General features: G+C 44.4%; 18 protein-coding genes. 3 read left to right on the forward strand and 15 right to left on the reverse strand.

Features of this window, described 5'->3' with window-relative positions; all coding sequences use genetic code 11:
* Positions 1-23 precede the first annotated feature (23 nt).
* The 9 genes from paaX to paaA all read right to left on the reverse strand — a co-directional run bounded on the left by paaX (position 24) and on the right by paaA (position 8571).
* Positions 24-965 carry a phenylacetic acid degradation operon negative regulatory protein PaaX gene (gene paaX / locus FTU01_RS06755; RefSeq protein WP_159123525.1) on the reverse strand — a complete coding sequence of 314 codons (942 nt, stop codon included), beginning with the start codon at positions 963-965 and terminating at the stop codon, positions 24-26.
* 60 nt (positions 966-1025) lie between these two features.
* Positions 1026-2318: a phenylacetate--CoA ligase PaaK gene (paaK, locus tag FTU01_RS06760; protein WP_180031820.1), complete on the reverse strand. Its 1293-nt coding sequence runs from the start codon at positions 2316-2318 to the stop codon at positions 1026-1028.
* Positions 2319-2376: 58 nt separating this feature from the next.
* Positions 2377-3588 carry a 3-oxoadipyl-CoA thiolase gene (gene pcaF, locus FTU01_RS06765; protein ID WP_180031822.1) on the reverse strand — a complete coding sequence of 404 codons (1212 nt, stop codon included), beginning with the start codon at positions 3586-3588 and terminating at the stop codon, positions 2377-2379.
* A 441-nt stretch (positions 3589-4029) separates the two neighbouring features.
* Entirely contained in the window at positions 4030-4821 is a 792-nt protein-coding gene (gene paaG / locus FTU01_RS06770; RefSeq protein WP_180031824.1) for a 2-(1,2-epoxy-1,2-dihydrophenyl)acetyl-CoA isomerase PaaG, read from the reverse strand.
* 64 nt (positions 4822-4885) lie between these two features.
* The gene (gene paaE, locus FTU01_RS06775) at positions 4886-5944 is read right to left on the reverse strand and encodes a 1,2-phenylacetyl-CoA epoxidase subunit PaaE (protein ID WP_180031826.1); all 1059 of its coding nucleotides are present in this window, start codon (positions 5942-5944) and stop codon (positions 4886-4888) included.
* 65 nt (positions 5945-6009) lie between these two features.
* Positions 6010-6510, reverse strand: a complete 501-nt coding sequence (paaD, locus tag FTU01_RS06780; protein WP_180031828.1) for a 1,2-phenylacetyl-CoA epoxidase subunit PaaD — start codon at positions 6508-6510, stop codon at positions 6010-6012.
* Between the two features lie 28 nt (positions 6511-6538).
* Complete coding sequence (paaC, locus tag FTU01_RS06785) at positions 6539-7294, reverse strand: 1,2-phenylacetyl-CoA epoxidase subunit PaaC (protein WP_180031830.1); 756 nt, start codon at positions 7292-7294, stop codon at positions 6539-6541.
* A gap of 16 nt (positions 7295-7310) precedes the next feature.
* A complete protein-coding gene (paaB, locus tag FTU01_RS06790; RefSeq protein WP_180031833.1) occupies positions 7311-7598 on the reverse strand; it encodes a 1,2-phenylacetyl-CoA epoxidase subunit PaaB in 288 nt (95 codons plus the stop codon).
* Between the two features lie 28 nt (positions 7599-7626).
* The gene (gene paaA, locus FTU01_RS06795; protein ID WP_180031835.1) at positions 7627-8571 is read right to left on the reverse strand and encodes a 1,2-phenylacetyl-CoA epoxidase subunit PaaA; all 945 of its coding nucleotides are present in this window, start codon (positions 8569-8571) and stop codon (positions 7627-7629) included.
* Between the two features lie 262 nt (positions 8572-8833).
* Between paaA and paaZ the strand changes: the two genes are divergently transcribed.
* The 3 genes from paaZ (at position 8834) to FTU01_RS06810 (ending at position 13725) form a co-directional block, all read left to right on the forward strand.
* Positions 8834-10945 carry a phenylacetic acid degradation bifunctional protein PaaZ gene (gene paaZ / locus FTU01_RS06800; protein ID WP_180031837.1) on the forward strand — a complete coding sequence of 704 codons (2112 nt, stop codon included), beginning with the start codon at positions 8834-8836 and terminating at the stop codon, positions 10943-10945.
* Between the two features lie 206 nt (positions 10946-11151).
* Positions 11152-12591, forward strand: coding sequence for an MFS transporter (locus FTU01_RS06805; protein WP_180031839.1), 1440 nt, complete (start codon positions 11152-11154; stop codon positions 12589-12591).
* A 198-nt stretch (positions 12592-12789) separates the two neighbouring features.
* Positions 12790-13725, forward strand: a complete 936-nt coding sequence (locus FTU01_RS06810) for a tRNA-dihydrouridine synthase (RefSeq protein WP_180138575.1) — start codon at positions 12790-12792, stop codon at positions 13723-13725.
* 19 nt (positions 13726-13744) lie between these two features.
* Here the strand turns inward: FTU01_RS06810 and FTU01_RS06815 are convergent, their stop codons facing one another.
* From FTU01_RS06815 to FTU01_RS06840, 6 genes are all read right to left on the reverse strand, one after another.
* A complete protein-coding gene (locus FTU01_RS06815) occupies positions 13745-14419 on the reverse strand; it encodes a nuclease-related domain-containing protein (protein WP_180138577.1) in 675 nt (224 codons plus the stop codon).
* Between the two features lie 33 nt (positions 14420-14452).
* Positions 14453-14935 (reverse strand): methylated-DNA--[protein]-cysteine S-methyltransferase, encoded by a 483-nt coding sequence (locus FTU01_RS06820; RefSeq protein WP_159124253.1) that lies wholly within the window; start codon positions 14933-14935, stop codon positions 14453-14455.
* Between the two features lie 69 nt (positions 14936-15004).
* Positions 15005-15322 carry a quaternary ammonium compound efflux SMR transporter SugE gene (sugE, locus tag FTU01_RS06825; RefSeq protein ID WP_159124254.1) on the reverse strand — a complete coding sequence of 106 codons (318 nt, stop codon included), beginning with the start codon at positions 15320-15322 and terminating at the stop codon, positions 15005-15007.
* A 627-nt stretch (positions 15323-15949) separates the two neighbouring features.
* Complete coding sequence (gene rpe / locus FTU01_RS06830; RefSeq protein WP_034170624.1) at positions 15950-16636, reverse strand: ribulose-phosphate 3-epimerase; 687 nt, start codon at positions 16634-16636, stop codon at positions 15950-15952.
* Between the two features lie 251 nt (positions 16637-16887).
* Entirely contained in the window at positions 16888-18027 is a 1140-nt protein-coding gene (locus tag FTU01_RS06835; RefSeq protein WP_180138579.1) for a M48 family metallopeptidase, read from the reverse strand.
* 11 nt (positions 18028-18038) lie between these two features.
* Positions 18039-19085, reverse strand: coding sequence for a YjgN family protein (locus FTU01_RS06840; protein WP_306670007.1), 1047 nt, complete (start codon positions 19083-19085; stop codon positions 18039-18041).
* Positions 19086-19177 lie beyond the last annotated feature (92 nt).

A 19177-nucleotide genomic window follows, 5' to 3' on the forward strand; every position in this document is an offset into this window, starting at 1 on the left:
TACATTCATGATTTTTTTAAATATTAAAAGGTCAATTCCGGCTGCTTTAAACCACCAAAACGTTTATAAAATTGTGGATGTGCCGGTGGCATAAGGCCTTCCGCGGTCCGGGCAGTCTCCAGGAAAAACTCATCTCCTGCTGCAAATACCGCCTGATATAGATTGGTACTTAAGTTACGTGCAATCAGTGACAACCAGTCTGTTGGCAATAGTTCAAATGGCAGATTCGGGTCTTTCAATAAAATACGGCGATACTGGTGGATCAGCAGGATACGGATCTGAAAGGCTTGTACCGGATCTAGTTCCTCTTCATTTTCCACCAGATAGAAAAACTCGCGGAAATCGCTAATAAATTTTTCATAACGCTGATGCAGTTCCGGGATTGGCCAATTGGTTTCGACCATGCGTTTAATGGTTGGATAAGATTCCTGCCAAAGCTGTAAAGTTTCAGCACGAAACACTACGACCTGATCGGTCATCTTGTTATTCAGTAAGAGGTTTTGCAGTTTCTGCTGATCACACCCCGGATAGGCCATGACATTGGTCGCGATATTGGCAAAGCCTAACCATTCCAGTTCTTTTTTCAGTGTCTGTTTATTTTCCAGTTCAACTGAACTGAGTAGAACCAGATCCCATTTCTGGTCCCATTCATTATGCTGGAAGCTGTAAATCTTTTGGTCTGCGGTAATAAAACGCTGACGGCTGCTTTCGGTAATACGGTAATAACTGGTGCGGCCAATTTTTTCAGAACTCAGCCAGCCATTTTGTACCAGACGGAATACGGCGGTACGCACAGAACGCTCATTGAAGCCGAATACATCCATCAGCTGAATCAGGCTGGCAAGACTAATGACTCCCCCGCGGTGATAAATACTGTCACCAAAAATCGTCATTACCAATGAGGTTCCACTGAGGGTCTCATTCTGAATGAAATCATCAATTACTTGTTTTAATTTCGGATTCATTACGTTCAATTTACCTTGTTAAAGCCGGATGACAGACCTGAGCCTGTCATCCAGACGTATTTAAGCGGACTTTCGGATATCAAACACCCGCTGAGCCTTACCTTCAGAACGTGGCAAGCTACCTTCCGGTAACACTTCCACACTGACACTAATCCCGACCATGGTCTTGATTTGTACTTTCAGCTGATTTGCCAATTGGTGTGTCATATTTATAGCACTATCTTTACGCATTTCGGTACGAATATGCAATGTATCCAGATGACCCTGTTTACAAATCTGAATCTGATAATTTGGAATAAGCTGCGGAATATGCAGGATTTGCTCTTCAATTTGTGATGGGAACACATTCACGCCACGAATAATCATCATGTCATCACTGCGACCGACAATCTTGTCCATACGACGCATGGTACGCGCTGTACCTGGCAATAAGCGTGTCAGATCACGGGTACGGTAACGAATTACCGGCATACCTTCTTTGGTAATGGTGGTAAATACCAGTTCACCCAGCTCACCATCAGGTAATACTTCACCAGTTTCCGGATGGATAATTTCAGGATAGAAGTGATCTTCCCAGATGGTAGGACCATCTTTGGATTCCAGACATTCCATCGCCACACCCGGCCCCATCACTTCAGAAAGGCCATAAATATCCAGTGCATCAATACCCAGACGTTCTTCAATTTCACGGCGCATTTCATTGGTCCATGGCTCTGCACCAAAGATACCTGTCTTGATGGAACAATCATTGGCAGTTCCGAATTTTTTCTCCAGACATTCAATAATGTTCAGACAGTATGATGGAGTGACCATTAAAGCTGTTGGCTTGAAATCATGAATCAGCTGGGCCTGCTTGTCGGTCTGGCCACCTGACATTGGAATTACGGTAGCGCCCAGACGTTCTACACCATAATGTGCACCTAGACCACCAGTAAACAGGCCGTAACCATAAGATACCTGAATCGTATCTTTACTGCTGAGTCCTGCTGCACGTAACGAGCGTGCCACCACATCTGACCAAGTATTAATGTCATTCTGGGTATAACCGACTACAGTCGGCTGACCTGTAGTACCTGAAGAAGCATGTACACGGACAATCTGCTCCTGAGGCACAGCAAACATGCCAAATGGATAGTTTTCGCGAAGATCCTGCTTGGTGGTGAACGGGAATTTTGCCAGGTCTTCCAGTGATTTTAAGTCATCCGGATGGACACCGGCTTCATCAAACTTTTTCTTGTAAACCGTACTGTTCTGATAAGCATGCTGCAGTGTTTTTTTCATACGTTCCAATTGCAGGCTACGTAATTCATCTACTGAAGCGGTTTCAATCTGTTCCATTGCATTGTTATTCATATTCTTGCTCCTGCTGCAGTCATCCTGACTGCTGATGATTTCTCTTTTGATTCAGTCCTTAAGCCACATTTTCCAGAATCAGTGCGACACCCTGTCCAACACCGACACACATGGTACAAAGGGCATATTTTCCTTGCTTGCGCTGTAATTCTTTCATGGCAGTAATCACCAGTCGTGTACCGCTCATTCCGAGTGGATGGCCAAGGGCAATAGCACCCCCGTTTGGATTGACTCGTGGATCATCATCCTGAAGGCCTAGCTCACGTAGCACTGCAAGTGCCTGTGCGGCAAAGGCTTCATTCAGTTCGATCACATCCATCTGTTCCAGACTTAAGTTTGTCTGTTTTAATACTTTCTGTATCGCTGGTACTGGTCCAATCCCCATATAGCGTGGCTCTACACCTGCACTGGCAATTCCTACCACCCGTACTAGCGGTTTCAGTCCATATTGTTCTGCGAAATATCTATTACCCAGTAGCACACAGGCTGCACCGTCATTGACACCAGACGCATTACCCGCAGTTACCGAACCACCTTCCTTGCGAAATGGTGCTTTTAGAGAAGATAACTTTTCTAAAGTAGTATCGGCACGTGGATGTTCATCTTCAGCAATCACCCGAGTAGAACCCTTAGCGCCCTTGATTTCCACTGGCAGGATTTCTGCCTGAAAAATACCATTCTGCTGTGCCTGTGCAGTTTTTTGCTGGCTACGATAAGCAAACAGATCCTGATCTTCACGATTAATCTGATATTTTTCAGCCACATTTTCTGCTGTTTCCGGCATGCTATCTACGCCGAAACCTGCCTTGAATTTTGGATTGATAAAACGCCAGCCAATGGTGGTGTCATAAATTTCCGGAGTACGGCTAAATGCTGTGGTTGGCTTAGATTGTACAAATGGCGCACGGCTCATGGATTCTACCCCACCGGCCACTACAAATTGCGCTTCACCCGATTTAATTGCACGTGCTGCCAGGCCGACCGCATCCAGACCGGAAGCACAGAGACGATTTACAGTAATCGCGGGTACGCTTTCCGGCAGGCCCGCTAAAAGTGCTGCCATACGCGCGACATTACGATTATCTTCACCGGCCTGATTGGCACAGCCTAAAATCACTTCATCAACTTCTGCCCATGGCAGGTTAGGATGCTGCTGTTTTAAATACTGGATCGGCAAAGCAGCAAGGTCATCAATACGAATACTGCTCAAACCACCTGCGTAACGACCAATTGGGGTACGAATACCGTCAAAAATATAAACATGTTCCATCGTTCTTGTTCCTTAGCTCGCCATCCCTTAGTCTGTTGGCGATACTTGTTGCGCCTGTCCTAGCGCTGTCTGCTTAGTTCAATATATACCAGGTTGTATCACTCTTCACCAAAAATACGATACATATTTTTTAATATTTGTAAATTCCTGACATATTAAATTCCACTTATTCATCCAAATCATTTTTTTGAATAAAAAAAATAAAAAATAATTCAAAAATCAACATCTTGAGTAGAAAATAGTGCATAAATCTATATTTTCAGATTTCATTTACTATCAGGGTACTACTACATATAACATAGGACCTAGCTAACCATCAGACCAAATAGGTATCATATTCATACCTGTCAGGAATAATTCAACTCGACCAAGTTGCTAAGCGATAACTGAAAGGAAAAAATCCAACAACTTTGAGCCGAGTCAAATCCATCTCCGGCAGATTTAGCAGCCCTTATATTGTGGTGTGCGTTTTTGCATAAAGGCCTGAACGCCCTCACGATAATCATTAGAACGGCCCGCCAGACGTTGCAGATCCCGCTCCAGAATCAGTTGCTCATCCAGATTATTGTCTGCAGCGGCATGAATCGCTTTCTTGATCAGGGATAGACCATAAGTCGGCTGAGTCGCCAGATGTTCAGCCATTTTTTCAGCTTCTGCTTTTAACTGATCATCTTCAACTACCTGCCAGATCATGCCGAGTTGCAGTGCACGTTCAGCCGAGATTTTGTCACCCAGCATCGCCAGACCCATCGCTTGGGCACGGCCAACCAGGCGTGGTAGGAACCAGGTACCCCCTGAATCTGGCACCAGACCGAGACGGCAGAAGGCCTGAATAAATGAAGCAGATTTCGCTGCTACCACGATGTCACAAGCCAGAGCAATATTGGCACCTGCACCCGCTGCTACACCATTTACGGCACAGATCACCGGTTTTGGCATTTCAGTAATCAGTTTAATCAGCGGGTTGTAGTATTTTTCAATGGATAAACCTAAATCTGGCGCATCAGCATTTGGATCTACTACACGGTCGTTCAGGTCCTGACCAGCGCAGAAACCACGACCTTCTGCAGAAATCACCACTGCGCGAATTGCTGAATCTTGCGCCCAGCGTTTTACGACAGAAGATACTTCCTGATGCATGGTTTCATTAAAACTGTTGAGCTGTTTAGGACGATTAAAAGTCAGGTAGCCCACTGCATTTTTTTCTTCAACAATAATTGTTTGGTAATCCATTACACACCTTTTAAGTTTCTATTTCGTTCATGCATTTATCTGCATGGTGCTTAATTTAAAATCTTTACTCGTCGAAACTGAGACGAACATTTTGAGTAGTTGGACGCGCCTGACAGCTCAGCACATAACCTTTCTGGATTTCTTCTTCTTCCAGGCTATAGTTGATTGCCATTTCCACTTCACCTTGCAGCACCTTACATTTACAGGTTGCGCATACCCCGCCCTTGCAGGCATATGGCAGATCTGCACCAGCACGTAAAGCCGCATCCAGAATGCTGTCATCCTGTTTGGACACTTCAATGATCAGCTCACGACCATCCAGAATGATGTTGACCTTTTCCTCGGTACGGCTTTCGATCTGCTGTGTAGAGGCTTTTGGTGCAGTACCGGTATTAAAGCGTTCGGTGTGAATTTTGCTGCGTTCGATCCCAAGGGTTGGCAATACGGTTTCTACCGCATTCATCATTTCTTCAGGACCACAAGCAAAGCAGTGATCGGTTTCTGCTGGAATCAGGCCCGCCTGGAACAGCTGTTGCAATTTTTCTGCATCAATACGGCCATTGAAAATCTCGCTGTCATTCAGTTCACGCGAGAAAATATTGATCAGTTGTAGGCGTTCCTTAAAACGGTCTTTCAGGTCCATGATCTGTTCAGAGAACATGGTCTGTTTCCAGGAACGGTTGCCATAAACCAGAGTAAAAGTGGCATCTTGCTTACGGCTCAACACTGCTTTGACAATAGACAAAATTGGTGTAATGCCACTACCTGCAGCAAAACCCAGATAATGTTTACCACCAGTCTTGGCCGCTTTCTGGAAAAACACACCTTGTGGTGGCATCACTTCCAGTACATCGCCCACTTTCAGGTTTTCATTGGCCCAGGTTGAGAACTGGCCTTGATCAATTTTCTTGATCGCAATACTCATGTCTTCATCACTATCGCTACAGATCGAATAGCAACGGCGCAATTCTTCCTGTTCTGTCATATGACGGATGGTCAGGTGTTGGCCCGGCTGATACTGAAAATTTTCGGCATGTTCCGGACTCAGTTCAAAAGCAATGCAAATTGCCTGTTCAGTCTGAGGCTGAATCGATTTAATGGTTAACGGAATAAACTGGCTCATTTCAAAATCCTTCTTAAGCTGTGGCGATCTCACGCTTTATTGTTATGGCTTGTGCGCTTAAGCCCTTAAATACATTTAAAATAGTCAAACGGCTCCAGGCATTCCTGACATTTGTACAGCGCCTTGCAAGCGGTTGAACTGAATTCACTGAGTAATCGGGTGTGGTGGCTATGACAATGTGGACACTGAATACCATCACTAAGTGCGACATGGGTACCGCAGCTGTTTGAACCACCTTTGGGTGGGGCAATACCATATTGCTGCAGTTTCTGTTTGCCTTCTTCACTCATCCAGTCAGTGGTCCATGCTTCTGACAGATCGACCACGACTTTGACCGGCGTCAGCTCATGTGCTGCAAATGCCTGGATGATTTCCGCCTTGAGCAGATCAGTTGCCGGACAGCCACTATAAGTGGGGGTCAATCGAACCACGATTTCATCCTGTGGGTTGATCTCCACTCCACGAATCATGCCCAGGTCAAGGACTGACAGGACTGGAATTTCCGGATCGGAAACCTGTGCCAGGACCTCCCAGCATTGATCTTCTACATGTCTAATCAAGTTCATGCCACTCACTCCCTGTGATGTGCTGGATTTACCAGTTCATGCCTGGATAGCTGCGCTGCATATATTGCAGTTCCGCCAGTACATAACCCAGATGTTCGGTATGTAGTCCCTGCTTGGCGCCACTACGGTAAGCACCACTTTCTGGCAAGCTCAGTTCAAAACGTTGCAACTCAGCAGATATAGTTTCCAACCATTTCGGTTTCAGCAGTTCCAGATCCGGAATCAGGTTAGCATCAACCAGCTGACGTTCATCTGCAGTCAGGCTGAACAGCTCTTCAGTAAAGCGCCATAGCTGGTTCAGACCATTCTGGATCTTTTCATGTGCTTCTGCAGTACCTAAGCTCAGACGTTCCATCCATGAGGTTGAAAAACGCAAATGGTATTTCACTTCTTTCAGCGACTTGATGGCGAATGAGGAAATCTCTTCATTCCTGCTATTGCTCAGGGCTGCAAACAGCAAAGCATGGTAATGATCCATCAACCACTGACGTACGATAGTTTGACCGAAGTCATTATTTGGCTGTTCGCATAGCAGTAAGTTACGGTATTCACGCTCGGTACGGAAATAGGCCAGTTTGTCTTCATCACGGCCCAGTCCTTCAATTTCACCGGCTAGACTCAACGCGGTACGTGCCTGACCCAGCAGGTCCAAACCGATATTTGCCAATGCAATATCCAGCTCTAGCTCCGGTGCGTGACCGCACCACTCTGCCAGACGGTGTGAAAGGATGAGTTGGCTGTCGCCAACATGCAGTAAAAATTGTGCCAATACCTGATTCGTCATTGCTCTTTCCTCCACCTTACATGTGTTCGATGCCATCTGGAATATGATAGAAGGTCGGATGACGGTAGACCTTGTTCAATGAAGGATCAAAAAACTCTGATTTTTCATCTGGTTGAGATGAGGTAATCAGTTCAGATTTCACGACCCAGATGCTTATCCCTTCATTGCGGCGGGTATAGACGTCACGGGCATTTTGCAGGGCAATTTCATCATCAGGGGCGCGCAGGCTGCCGACATGGCGGTGGCTCAGACCCTGTTTGCTGCGAATAAATACTTCGTATAAAGACCAGTTATTCTTGTTCATTTGCATATCCTTGTGCTATTCCGTTGCCTTAGGCGATTTTTCGTTGATCTGACTGCTGCTGTTTCTTGCTGGCATAAACTGCCGCCGAATCACGTACCCATTTGCCCTCTTCCCAAGCCTTGCGACGTGCTTCGATACGTTCATGGTTACATGGACCTTTGCCTGCCAGTACATCGAAGAACTCATCCCAGTTCACCTGACCAAATTCATAGTGGCCTGTTTCTTCATTAAACTTCAGGTCTGGGTCCGGCACAGTCAGGCCAAGCTGCAATACTTGCGGCACGGTGTTGTCGACAAATTTCTGACGCAATGCATCATTACTGAATAATTTGATTTTCCACTGCATGCTTTGTGCACTGTTTGGAGAATTGTCATCACTTGGACCAAACATCATTAATGCCGGCCACCAGAAACGATTCACTGCATCCTGTGCCATTTGTTTCTGTTCTGGCGTGCCTTGTGCCAGTTGCATCATGGCCTCAAAGCCCTGACGCTGGTGGAAACTTTCTTCTTTACAGATACGCACCATGGCACGTGCATAAGGACCATAAGAGGTACGACACAACGCCACCTGATTGACGATTGCAGCACCATCTACCAGCCAGCCAATCGCCGCTACATCTGCCCAGGTCAAAGTTGGATAGTTAAAAATGGATGAGTATTTCATGCGGCCAGCAATCAGCTTTTCCATCATGTCATCACGGTCTGCACCAAGCGTTTCTGCTGCACTGTACAGGTACAGGCCATGTCCTGCTTCATCTTGTACTTTAGCCAGCAATACCGCTTTGCGTTTCAAAGTCGGTGCACGGGTAATCCAGTTGCCTTCTGGCAGCATGCCAATTACTTCTGAATGTCCATGCTGGCCAATCTGGCGGATCAGGGTCTTTCTATAGGCATCCGGCATCCAGTCCTTCGCTTCAATAGAAATGTCCTGCTCTATCTTCTGATCGAATGTTTGTTGTTGCTTATTCATGTTTGTCTCACTTATCCCAAGTGCTGATACACTCAAATTAAAACGATACAAATATAAAATCAATACTATTTTTTAAGTATCATATATTTTTTAAAAGCATTTTTTATTAAGTTATTGTTTTTATTATTTTTAAATTTTTAATTACATCAAAGTTACTTTTTTTTTTGCGGATTATGATTGACATTTAAGCTTTTTGATTGCAATTTATGAAACATCAAAAGTAAAAATAAACTCAATAACGTATCATAAATGGAGTTATACAATGTTGGAACTGGACAGCACTACCCAGAGCACGGATCTTCAGGACGACACACAGGCGCATTACGCAGCTAAAGTTAAAGTATTGAGTTCACTGGTTTTAGGTGGTGAACATAGCGCACAAAATGACTTGCGTACGGTCTATCACGCCATTAGCGGTGAAGCGATTTATCAAGTCAGCAGTCACGGCATCGACATGCATAACGTAGTGCAATATGCCAAACAGAAAGGTGCTGCCATTGCCCACTGGACCTTCCACCAGCGTGCCAACGCCCTGAAACAGGTGGCACAATATTTACTGAAACGTAAGGAAGATTATTACCGCCTGGCAGCCGCAACCGGCTGTACCCGCAAAGATGCCTGGATTGATATTGAAGGTGGGATTGGCACCCTGTTTGCCTATTCAAGTCTGGTTCGCCGTGAACTCAGCGATGAAACGGCACTGGTTGAAGATGCCTGGATTCCATTGTCCAAACAGGGCAGCTTTGGTGCCAAACATATTCTGAGCCCGAAAGCCGGTGTAGCAGTGCATATCAATGCATTTAATTTCCCGATCTGGGGTATGCTGGAAAAAATTGCACCGACTTTACTAGCCGGCGTGCCGTGTATTGTGAAGCCGGCAACAGAAGGCGCAGAACTGACACATGCAGTCGTTAAAGACATTTTAGCCAGCAATTTACTGCCAGAAGGCACCCTTCAGCTGATCTGCGGGCAGACTTATGACCTGTTTGATCACCTGAATGCACAGGATACGGTAACCTTCACAGGTTCGGCTGCTACCGGCCAGAAACTGCGTGCGCATCCACACCTGAATGCCCACTCCATTCCATTCAGCATGGAAGCCGATTCGGTGAACAGCGCCATCCTGACCCAGCAAGCCAACGATGAAACCATTGACCTGTTTGTGCGTGAAGTCTTCCGTGAAATGACAACCAAGGCCGGACAAAAATGTACTGCAATTCGTCGTGCCTTTGTGCCAGCAGCATTGCTCGATACCGTACAGCAACGCCTGACTGAAAAACTACAGAAAGTAGTCATCGGTGATCCTGCACAGGACGGCGTAACCATGAGTGCTCTGGCCAGCGTTAAACAGAAGCATGATGTTGCTGCCAAGGTAGAACAGCTGGCACAGGAAGCTGAAATCATCATAGGTAGCCACCTGCGCCAGGACTTTGCCATCCAGGTCGCACATCCGGAAAAATCTGCTTTCTATCCACCAACAGTATTGTTATGTAAAGATCCGGTACAGGCCCAACAGATTCATAATATCGAAGCCTTTGGCCCAGTGGTTACATTGATGCCCTATAGTGACCTACCACAACTGGCAACATTAGTAGCTCGTGGTGAAGGCAGTCTGGTCGCTTCAATCGTGCGTAACCATGATGAAAATATTGAACAGCTACTCAGCAAGATCGCGCCTTGGCATGGTCGTGTGCATATTCTGGATCGTGAAAGCGCTAAGGAAAGTACCGGTCATGGTTCACCACTGCCATTGTTAGTGCATGGTGGTCCGGGGCGTGCTGGCGGTGGTGAGGAACTCGGTGGTCTGCGTGCAGTGAAACACTATATGCAGCGTACTGCTATTCAAGGCTCACCAAATGTGCTGACTCAGGTCGGTCATAGCTGGACCGCGGGTGCGGAGGTATTTGAAGACCGCGTGCATCCATTCAAGAAATCCTTTGATGAACTGCGGATCGGTGAACGCCTGCTGACTGCACGCCGTACCATTACTGAAGCTGATATTGTCAACTTTGGTGGTTTAAGTGGTGATTACTTCTATGCACATATGGATAAGATTGCGGCTGCGGAATCCCTGTTCGGTGAACGCGTCGCACATGGTTACTTCATTGTCTCTGCCGCTGCTGGTCTGTTTGTTGATGCCGCTCCGGGTCCTGTCATTGCTAACTACGGTATGGATAACCTTCGCTTCGTAGAACCGGTGAAAATTGGCGATACCATTCAGGTAGAACTGACCTGCAAGCAGAAAACCCCTAAACCACTGCGTGATGAGCAAAAACCGCATGGTGTCGTGGTTTGGGACATCAAAGTGAAAAACCAGCACAATGAACTGGTCGCGACCTATGACATCCTAACTCTCGTAGAAAAAGCCGCTTAAGCACTATTTTCAAGCACTTAAAGCAAAAGGGAATCTATTTGATTCCCTCTTTTTATTCTTTTAAAAATAATTGTATCTTTTTAATCCAGACATATTGACGGCTATGCAAATTACTCCTAGATTAGATTAATTGATACATATTAAAAATAAAAATAATTAAATTTGTATCAAATAAACCAATCACTATAACTTGCACAGGATGTTGCATGATGAATGAAAAAACATTGGTCATAGACAAGGTTGACAATGACGTCCAGCCACTCGATTCTCATCTAAAAATTACTACGCCTATCCCTGAACAGGTAGCTACAGAAATTCCACCAGCAGCTCCAGAACGTAGCAGCTATCAATGGTATGTGGTAATCATCTGTATGGTGGCCTACATTCTGTCTTTCGTAGACCGTCAGATTTTATCCCTGATGATTGAGCCGATTAAGGCCGACTTGATGCTCAGTGATACCCAGTTCAGCCTATTGCAGGGGCTGGCCTTTTCGCTGTTTTATGCCTTTATGGGCGTACCGATCGCCGCACTGGCCGACAAGAAATCACGTGTGAAAATTATTTCGGTTGGGATCGCTTTCTGGAGTCTGGCCACTGCAGCCTGTGGCCTCAGTAAAAACTTTATCCAGATGTTCCTGGCTCGCCTTAGTGTCGGTGCAGGTGAAGCAGCCCTATCTCCTGCTTTTTACTCAATCGTGGCGGATCTGTTTCCTAAACATAAACTAGGCCGTGCGCTGGGTGTTTATGCCATTGGTGCTTTTATCGGTTCAGGACTGGCTTTCCTGATCGGCGGTTATGTCATCGGTCTGCTCAAGGATGTTAGTTTCGTTACTTTACCGGTAATTGGTGAGATCAAGACTTGGCAACTGACCTTTATGATTGTCGGTTTACCGGGTGTATTGCTGGCGCTGCTCATGATTTTGACCGTACGGGAACCCGAGCGTAAAGGCCTCAAAATGGATGCGAATGGTGTCGCCGTTCAAGCATCTTTTAAGAATTCCATCGGTTTTATTAAAACCCATAAAAAGACTTTCTTCTGTCATTTTATTGGCTTCTCTTTCTATACTATGATGCTGTATTCCCTGCTCGGCTGGGCACCGGCCTACTACATGCGTCACTTTGGCCTGGATGCAAGCCAGACCGGATATATCCTTGGAAGTATTATTCTTGTTGCAAATACTTCAGGTGCCTTATTCTGTGGCTGGCTCATCGACTTCTTTTCTAAACGTGGCTATAGCGATGCAGCAATCCGTGCCGGTGCAATTGGCTGTGCTGCCCTGATCATTCCAAGCGTGCTGTTTACCCAAGTCGACAATATGCAGCTTTCATTCGCACTGATCTTTGTCGCGATGTTCTTCTCCACCTTCCCGATTCCAGCATCAGCCGCTGCTACCCAGATGCTGACACCAAACCAGCTGCGCTCCCAAGTATCAGCCAAATTCCTGTTGATTTCTAACCTGATTGCACTCGGTGTGGGTACAACTGCGGTGGCGCTGATTACTGACCTTTATTATGAAAATACCTTAATGGTGGGGAATTCAATTTCTATCGTCAATGCGATAGCCGGCCTGATTGGTGTATTCCTACTGTATAAAGGCTGTCAGTATTATCGTGAAAGTATGAAAGTCGAAAAACTAATCGATTAAGACAATATTAGATTTTTAAGACTTAAATCCAAACCTTAAATCAGTCGATTTAAGGTTTTTTTATTTCGATAGCAAAAGATCAATAGGTACTCATTCACACTCAATCTTTTTCTGCAATTCATATGAAAATTAAACTGCCTGGACATTCCCACCAAAAAGCCGTATAACACCGTTTTTCGAATTAACAGGTGTTGACCGTTGAAACTTGTTCTTGCACCCATGGAAGGCTTAACTGACCCGATTATGCGTGATGTACTGACATCCGTCGGGAGCTTCGACTGGTGTGTCACCGAGTTTATTCGTGTCACGGATTCGGTGCTGCCGGATCATATCTATCACACCTACTGCCCTGAACTGTTAAATGAGGGCAAAACTGTTGCCGGTACACCGGTGCATGTACAGTTTCTGGGAAATAACCCGGAAATGCTGGCAGCCAATGCAGTGAAAGTCGCTGCTATGGGCGCCCCTGCAATTGACATGAATTTCGGCTGTCCAGCCAAAACCGTAAACCGTCATCGTGGTGGTTCAGTACTGCTAGATGAACCTGAAGTCGTTTATGAACTGGTCAAAGCTGTTCGTGATGCAGTGCCCGCACATATCCCGGTTTCGGCGAAAATGCGTCTGGGTTATATGGATCGCAACTTCATGATGGAAAATGCCCATGCCATTGAAGATGCTGGAGCGGCCTGGGTCACCGTCCACGCGCGGACCAAGGCCGATGGCTATACTCCGCCAGCCTTCTGGGACCAACTGCAACCAATTCGTGAAGCCTTAAAGATTAATGTGATTGCCAATGGTGAAATCTGGACCAATGCCGATGCCAAGCAATGTCAGCTAGAATCAGGCTGTGAAGACCTGATGATTGGCCGTGGTGCGGTCACTACACCTGATCTGACCCAATGTATTCGCCAGAATTCTGATGAGCCGCTCATCACCTGGAATGAACTACTGAAACTGCAAATCCGTTTCCTGAATGGTTCCTATAAAAAGGAAATGAATATGGTCGGCCGTTATAAGCAATGGCTGGGTATGATGTCCAAGCATTATCCTGAGGCCAAAACACTTTGGGATGAGGTCAAACGGATTAAACAGCTGGTTGAAATTACTGAAAAGCTAAAAGCCTCGAAAAATTAAGAAAAAGCCTTTGAATGATTCAAAGGCTTTTTTGTTCGGATTCTCGCCTGTTTAAATTTGCAACATGTTCACGGTTGGTTTTCCAGGATTTTTCTAATACTTCCTTCTCCAAGCGAATCTGGATATGTTTAATCTTGGTGTCAGAAATAACTCGCTGATTAAAGCTTTTTACATAATCTGTCCAACCTGCACCTCGAAATACATAATTTGGCATTGGGGTTTTGAATACCGCATCTGGCATAAATACAATCACAGAATGCAGCTGGTCTGGCTCGATAATATCAGCCAGCAACTGCTCCAGAACTTTGATGTGCTTATAATTCTGATGAATCGGATTCTGAAATTTATAGCTATTTTTATAAAGTTTTTGCGTCCAGGTTTTTTGTCGCTCGCTACCAAAGATCCAGCCTTTATAGTTCTTGGTTTCAATCACAAACAGGCCATAAGGACTTAATAAGAGATGATCAATTTGTGTTGTGCTTCCTTCTCCATCTGGAAGAGTCAAATCGTTTAATAAACGATACTCAGGGTCTTTCAGATAAAGTTTGACATGCGTGGCAACAGCGAACTCTCCCAGCTTCCCTTTTAAAAATGGTTTAAATAACTTAAAAATGATTAAACCAATAAAAAGTAGAAGAACCCACCATAAACTGGACCAGAGTTGGCCTAAGATTAGTGTTACGAACTGATCCATATTTTAATTTTCATTAATTTTATGATTTTGATCTTAATGGGTTCGCTCAATATTTAACAGAATTTCTTTTTTATCCAGACCACCCGCAAAGCCTACCAGCTTACCACTACTGCCAATCACCCGATGACAAGGTGCAATAATCGAAATCGGGTTTTTACCATTGGCAGCACCCACGGCACGTACCGCTTTAACATTACCGACCTGTTCAGCGATTTCCCGGTAACTTCGGGTCTGTCCATAAGGAATATTCAGCAAAGCCTGCCAGACTTTTTTTTGAAAATCAGTACCGGAAAAATCCAAAGGCAACTCAAAAACATTGCGCTGACCAGCAAAATATTCCTGAAGCTGACGCCGAGCTTCTATCAATACAGGATGCTGTGGATCTTCAACCAGAGTTGCCAATCTAACCCGATTCGGTTTTTCACAATCCCAGAGTACAGCCACCAATGCCGTTTCATTGGCGACCAGCTGCAACTGTCCTACAGGCGAATCCATATAAATATAACTGAGCTGCATGGCCCTACTCCTACAGAATCAAGCTTGCCAGTTTTTATTTTACTCGAAATCAGAACTGCTCAACAGCTCTTAGGAGGAGGATAATTTCATCAAAACAAGTCCGGAAATAATCAGCACCGCAGCCAGCATACGCATAGCAGAAGCAGGTTCACCTAAAACTATAACACCGACCAGAAATGAGCCGACTGCACCAATGCCCGTCCAGATGGTATAGGCAGTTCCTAGAGGCAAAGTACGCATGGCATAGGCCAGCAATACAAAACTGAGCACCATAAAAACAATCGTAAAAATACTCGGTGTGAGTTTGCTAAAACCCTCTGAGAGCTTCATGGAATAGGCCCAGACAATCTCAAATAGTCCAGCGAATACAAGTATAATCCAGGCCATATTGCCTTCCTCCTAATTAACAGAGTCAGGCCGTCCTGACGATTTTTCTTGTTGAATTTTATAAATTTAATCAACAAGGGAGGTCGTTCCCCCTAAAAAAATAAACATCTTATAAAACAGATGACAAAACCAAACTGCCATTTACAAAATTTGACTGAATGAGAATTAACTTAACCATGTCTTACTCAAATGCTCAGGACAACCTGAAGATTTCAGCCTATCTTAAGGAACGCCAACACGGGACATCGTGTTATGACATTACAGAGACTTGAATAAGAAAAACAAACAAGGAATAAGTCCGTATTATTAAGTTATGCACATGAATTAAATTTAAAAATAGCGTGGAGATATTACACAATGAAACACAAAACCAAGACCTATTGATCACTTTTTGTTTGGCTTGATTATTAACCTTTGATGAATAAACGATCACTAAAATCAAGGGCTGACATATCTAAAAAGAACCCAAATTGAGTTCTTTTTATACAAATTTTGTCTAAGATGCAATCAATCAGGCTACAAACGATTACAAAATATGCAACATATCCATATGGTTATCAACATAGATATCTACACACTTATCCATAAAGTTATCCACAGATTTATACACCTTAAACATTTTAGAGATTAAAGTTGAATTTGACCGACTTTAGCCAGCTCACTACGCATTTCATCAATCACAGCTTTATAATCTGGCTTGCCAAAAATCGCTGAACCGGCCACAAACATATCTGCACCAGCTTCTGCAATTTCACGAATATTTGCTGGTCCCACACCGCCATCTACTTCTAAGCGGATATCACGACCTGAAGCATCAATAATCTTGCGCGCCTGACGTAATTTATCCAAAGTCATTGGAATGAATTTCTGTCCGCCAAAGCCAGGGTTCACACTCATTAGCAATACCTGATCAACCTTATCCAGTACATAATCCAGATAATGCAATGGTGTCGCTGGATTAAATACCAGACCGGCTTTAGCACCACCCGATTTGATCAACTGTAAAGAACGGTCAATATGATCAGATGCTTCCGGATGAAACGTAATAATATCTGCACCTGCTTCCAGAAAGTCACCAATCATGCGATCTACAGGTTTCACCATAAGATGTACATCAATAGGTGCCTGAATACCATATTTTTTCAATGCCTTACATACACCTGCGCCAAAGGTTAAATTGGGTACATAGTGATTATCCATAACATCGAAATGCACAACGTCTGCACCAGCCTGAAGTACATTTTCAACTTCTTCACCTAAACGGGCAAAGTCGGCAGACAAAATAGAAGGTGCAATTAAATAAGGCTTGGACATGAAAGGACCTGGCTAACTGAAATTGGATTTTTCTCATTATACCAAATCCAGTCCTGCTACTGTGACTTGGATGTTATGTGAATACAATGCTATGTAACGCTGGACAGTATTTATGCTTAATATCACTTGGCCTGGATGAAAATGATTGATTAAGACAGGAAAACTCGCATATCCATCAATAAAAAATCGAGGCTAAACACGCCTCGATCCTCAGGATATAGAGATATGAATTTTTATACTCAATATCAGGGCTAAACAGGTTGGCTCATTTTTTCTTCGAATGCATGAATCCGTTCAATTCTTTTGTCCAGCTCGGGATGCGATTCCAGATATTTTTTGAGTTTTCCAATCAAACGCAACCATTTCAGCTCAGACTCGGTAATTTGCCGTTCTTTTCCATCAATATTCAGGGTAAAGTTTTTCATTTTTATCGTTTTACTCTGCTCTGCCAAGATTCTAGCGTTTTCAACCCGCTGCAAAAAGTTCGACAAATGAATACTGGAGATCTGCTGTTGATGTAAATGTTGCATGGCATAATCATCCGCAGCAAGTTCAAGCGCCTGTGAATATCCCGCATCGGCGAGTACCGCTATAGATGCCGCCACGACATCACTTAAGTCTCCCGTTACCAAGGCAAATAATCCTGCTGCACCCAGGTTGGAAATCACTTTTTGCATGCTATGTTTTTGTACCAGATGACCTTGTTCATGCGCCAGTACTGCAAGGACTTCTTCATCTGCACCACTAAGCTTGACCAGTTCATCGGTGACAATAATGGTATTGTTCGGAATCGCAGCGGCATTAAGTCCCATGATTTCTCCGCCTTGACGGAAAATAATCTTTGCAGGTTGTCCTACCGCAATTTTCTGTTCATACAGTTTTTTTAGACGTGCTTGATGCTCTGCGGAGAGCTTGGATGGCTCAGTTTGCTCAATTAATTTCTGCTCAGTTTGATTTCCTACCTCGATCAAGGTCTGTTCGGGAAGTAATTGAGCGAGCTGCTGGGCCGTATATGGAATTCCCCATTTAAGAATAAAAATTACCGCACATATCACGATAATCATCGAGAAGAAAATCAGGAGTGGAGAACGTTCAAATTTCCATATGGCATGATAGATTTCTTTGGATTTAATCTTCAGCCAATGCGGTGCTTTGGTCAAAAATTCAATCCGACGATCTTCAGGTAATTCGATAATCGGTTTACGTCCCCCGACCCCGCCAATATACGCCATATCGGGATAAGTAAAATAAAAGTCAGCCTCGCTCACTTGCTTGGGTGTTTCTTCACTGAGTTTCAAGGCAATCCCGCGTTGCTGATCAGGGACAATCCATGCACGCTGGGCTTCGGCCAAAACCCCATCATAAAATCTGACTTCAACAGGTCGCTTCATCCTACTTGCCTCTATAACGATGCATCGAAATCAAAGATATCCAGTACTTCATTGGCTATAGTATTTGGATCACGCTGCAAGATATTTTTTAGATTAGTTTCGTCCTCTGCTAGATAGAGTTCTAGGTTAGCCAGTTGATATTCATATAAACGGATGCTCGCCCAAGGGGTCATGAGTCCCAAACTGAGTGCACGCACAATCCAGTTACTCAGTACAATCCAGCTATAACGCCATGTCGTTACCCGGGTTTTAAAGTAGCTTTGACCAAGCTCTACATGATTCCAGGTATACATATATAAGCGTGCAGATATCATCGGCCAGACCAAGGCCAGACAAAACAGATAGCTCAATACAACACCCAAGGTAAACAGGTTTGTACCGATCAAATCGACCCAGTAAACGATTGCTGCGCTCCATGCGATACCAATTAGCAGACACAGACATAAGGGGATATAAACTGCCGACATAAATTTAGACCACTGAATCCCCAGCCTAAACTGAAGTTGTCCGATCGATAAATGATTAAAGCAGTAACGTTTGTATAGCCAGATCACCACTGGGCTGAAAAGAAACAGGGTGAAAATATTGACCAATATCGCGAGCCATAAAACCCTATAGGCTTCCCGATTGCTTCCACTAAAATGAAACCGGACATTGCCATATTTACTATTCCGGGCCTTAAATTTCAGGGTCATCCGAATTAACCAAGGTAGAGAGATCGCAGCAATCAGAAATAATGAACTGGTGACAAGAATGGAGTAATTGGTCAAGATCAGTGTCACCACATACAACTCCAATGCCAATAGACGACCTAGCAGAATTCGGCTTGGCATGGCGATGAAGTCAAAGCGATGTTTTAACAATTGGGTATTACCGTAGAAATAGCGGATACGGCGTGCCTTTGCCCAAGGGCTATACAAAGTAAGCGTAATGATGGTTAACATCAAATTCACCATCCAGATTCCAAAATATTCCGTGGCACTGCCATGAAATCGGAAGCTGTGTTTTTCTAGTGAAGTTGATGGCTGGTCAATCTCTGGTTCAGGCTTATTGTGCATCGTGTTCTTAACTGCAACTGGTTCTACCTGATTTCTGAATAGCAACATATATACCATTTTTATTATATTTATTTGATATTCATATAAAAAAC

It is taken from the genome of Acinetobacter sp. YH12043 (genome assembly GCF_013419915.1).
Classification (GTDB): Bacteria; Pseudomonadota; Gammaproteobacteria; order Pseudomonadales; family Moraxellaceae; genus Acinetobacter.

Excerpts from the sequence above, each read along its gene's own strand:
- paaX (WP_159123525.1), bottom strand. The coding sequence starts at position 965 with ATGAATCCGAAATTAAAACAAGTAATTGATGATTTCATTCAGAATGAG.
- paaK (WP_180031820.1), bottom strand. The coding sequence starts at position 2,318 with ATGAATAACAATGCAATGGAACAGATTGAAACCGCTTCAGTAGATGAA.
- pcaF (WP_180031822.1), bottom strand. The coding sequence starts at position 3,588 with ATGGAACATGTTTATATTTTTGACGGTATTCGTACCCCAATTGGTCGT.
- paaG (WP_180031824.1), bottom strand. The coding sequence starts at position 4,821 with ATGGATTACCAAACAATTATTGTTGAAGAAAAAAATGCAGTGGGCTAC.
- paaE (WP_180031826.1), bottom strand. The coding sequence starts at position 5,944 with ATGAGCCAGTTTATTCCGTTAACCATTAAATCGATTCAGCCTCAGACT.
- paaD (WP_180031828.1), bottom strand. The coding sequence starts at position 6,510 with ATGAACTTGATTAGACATGTAGAAGATCAATGCTGGGAGGTCCTGGCA.
- paaC (WP_180031830.1), bottom strand. The coding sequence starts at position 7,294 with ATGACGAATCAGGTATTGGCACAATTTTTACTGCATGTTGGCGACAGC.
- paaB (WP_180031833.1), bottom strand. The coding sequence starts at position 7,598 with ATGAACAAGAATAACTGGTCTTTATACGAAGTATTTATTCGCAGCAAA.
- paaA (WP_180031835.1), bottom strand. The coding sequence starts at position 8,571 with ATGAATAAGCAACAACAAACATTCGATCAGAAGATAGAGCAGGACATT.
- paaZ (WP_180031837.1), top strand. The coding sequence starts at position 8,834 with ATGTTGGAACTGGACAGCACTACCCAGAGCACGGATCTTCAGGACGAC.
- FTU01_RS06805 (WP_180031839.1), top strand. The coding sequence starts at position 11,152 with ATGATGAATGAAAAAACATTGGTCATAGACAAGGTTGACAATGACGTC.
- FTU01_RS06815 (WP_180138577.1), bottom strand. The coding sequence starts at position 14,419 with ATGGATCAGTTCGTAACACTAATCTTAGGCCAACTCTGGTCCAGTTTA.
- FTU01_RS06820 (WP_159124253.1), bottom strand. The coding sequence starts at position 14,935 with ATGCAGCTCAGTTATATTTATATGGATTCGCCTGTAGGACAGTTGCAG.
- sugE (WP_159124254.1), bottom strand. The coding sequence starts at position 15,322 with ATGGCCTGGATTATACTTGTATTCGCTGGACTATTTGAGATTGTCTGG.
- rpe (WP_034170624.1), bottom strand. The coding sequence starts at position 16,636 with ATGTCCAAGCCTTATTTAATTGCACCTTCTATTTTGTCTGCCGACTTT.
- FTU01_RS06835 (WP_180138579.1), bottom strand. The coding sequence starts at position 18,027 with ATGAAGCGACCTGTTGAAGTCAGATTTTATGATGGGGTTTTGGCCGAA.
- FTU01_RS06840 (WP_306670007.1), bottom strand. The coding sequence starts at position 19,085 with ATGCACAATAAGCCTGAACCAGAGATTGACCAGCCATCAACTTCACTA.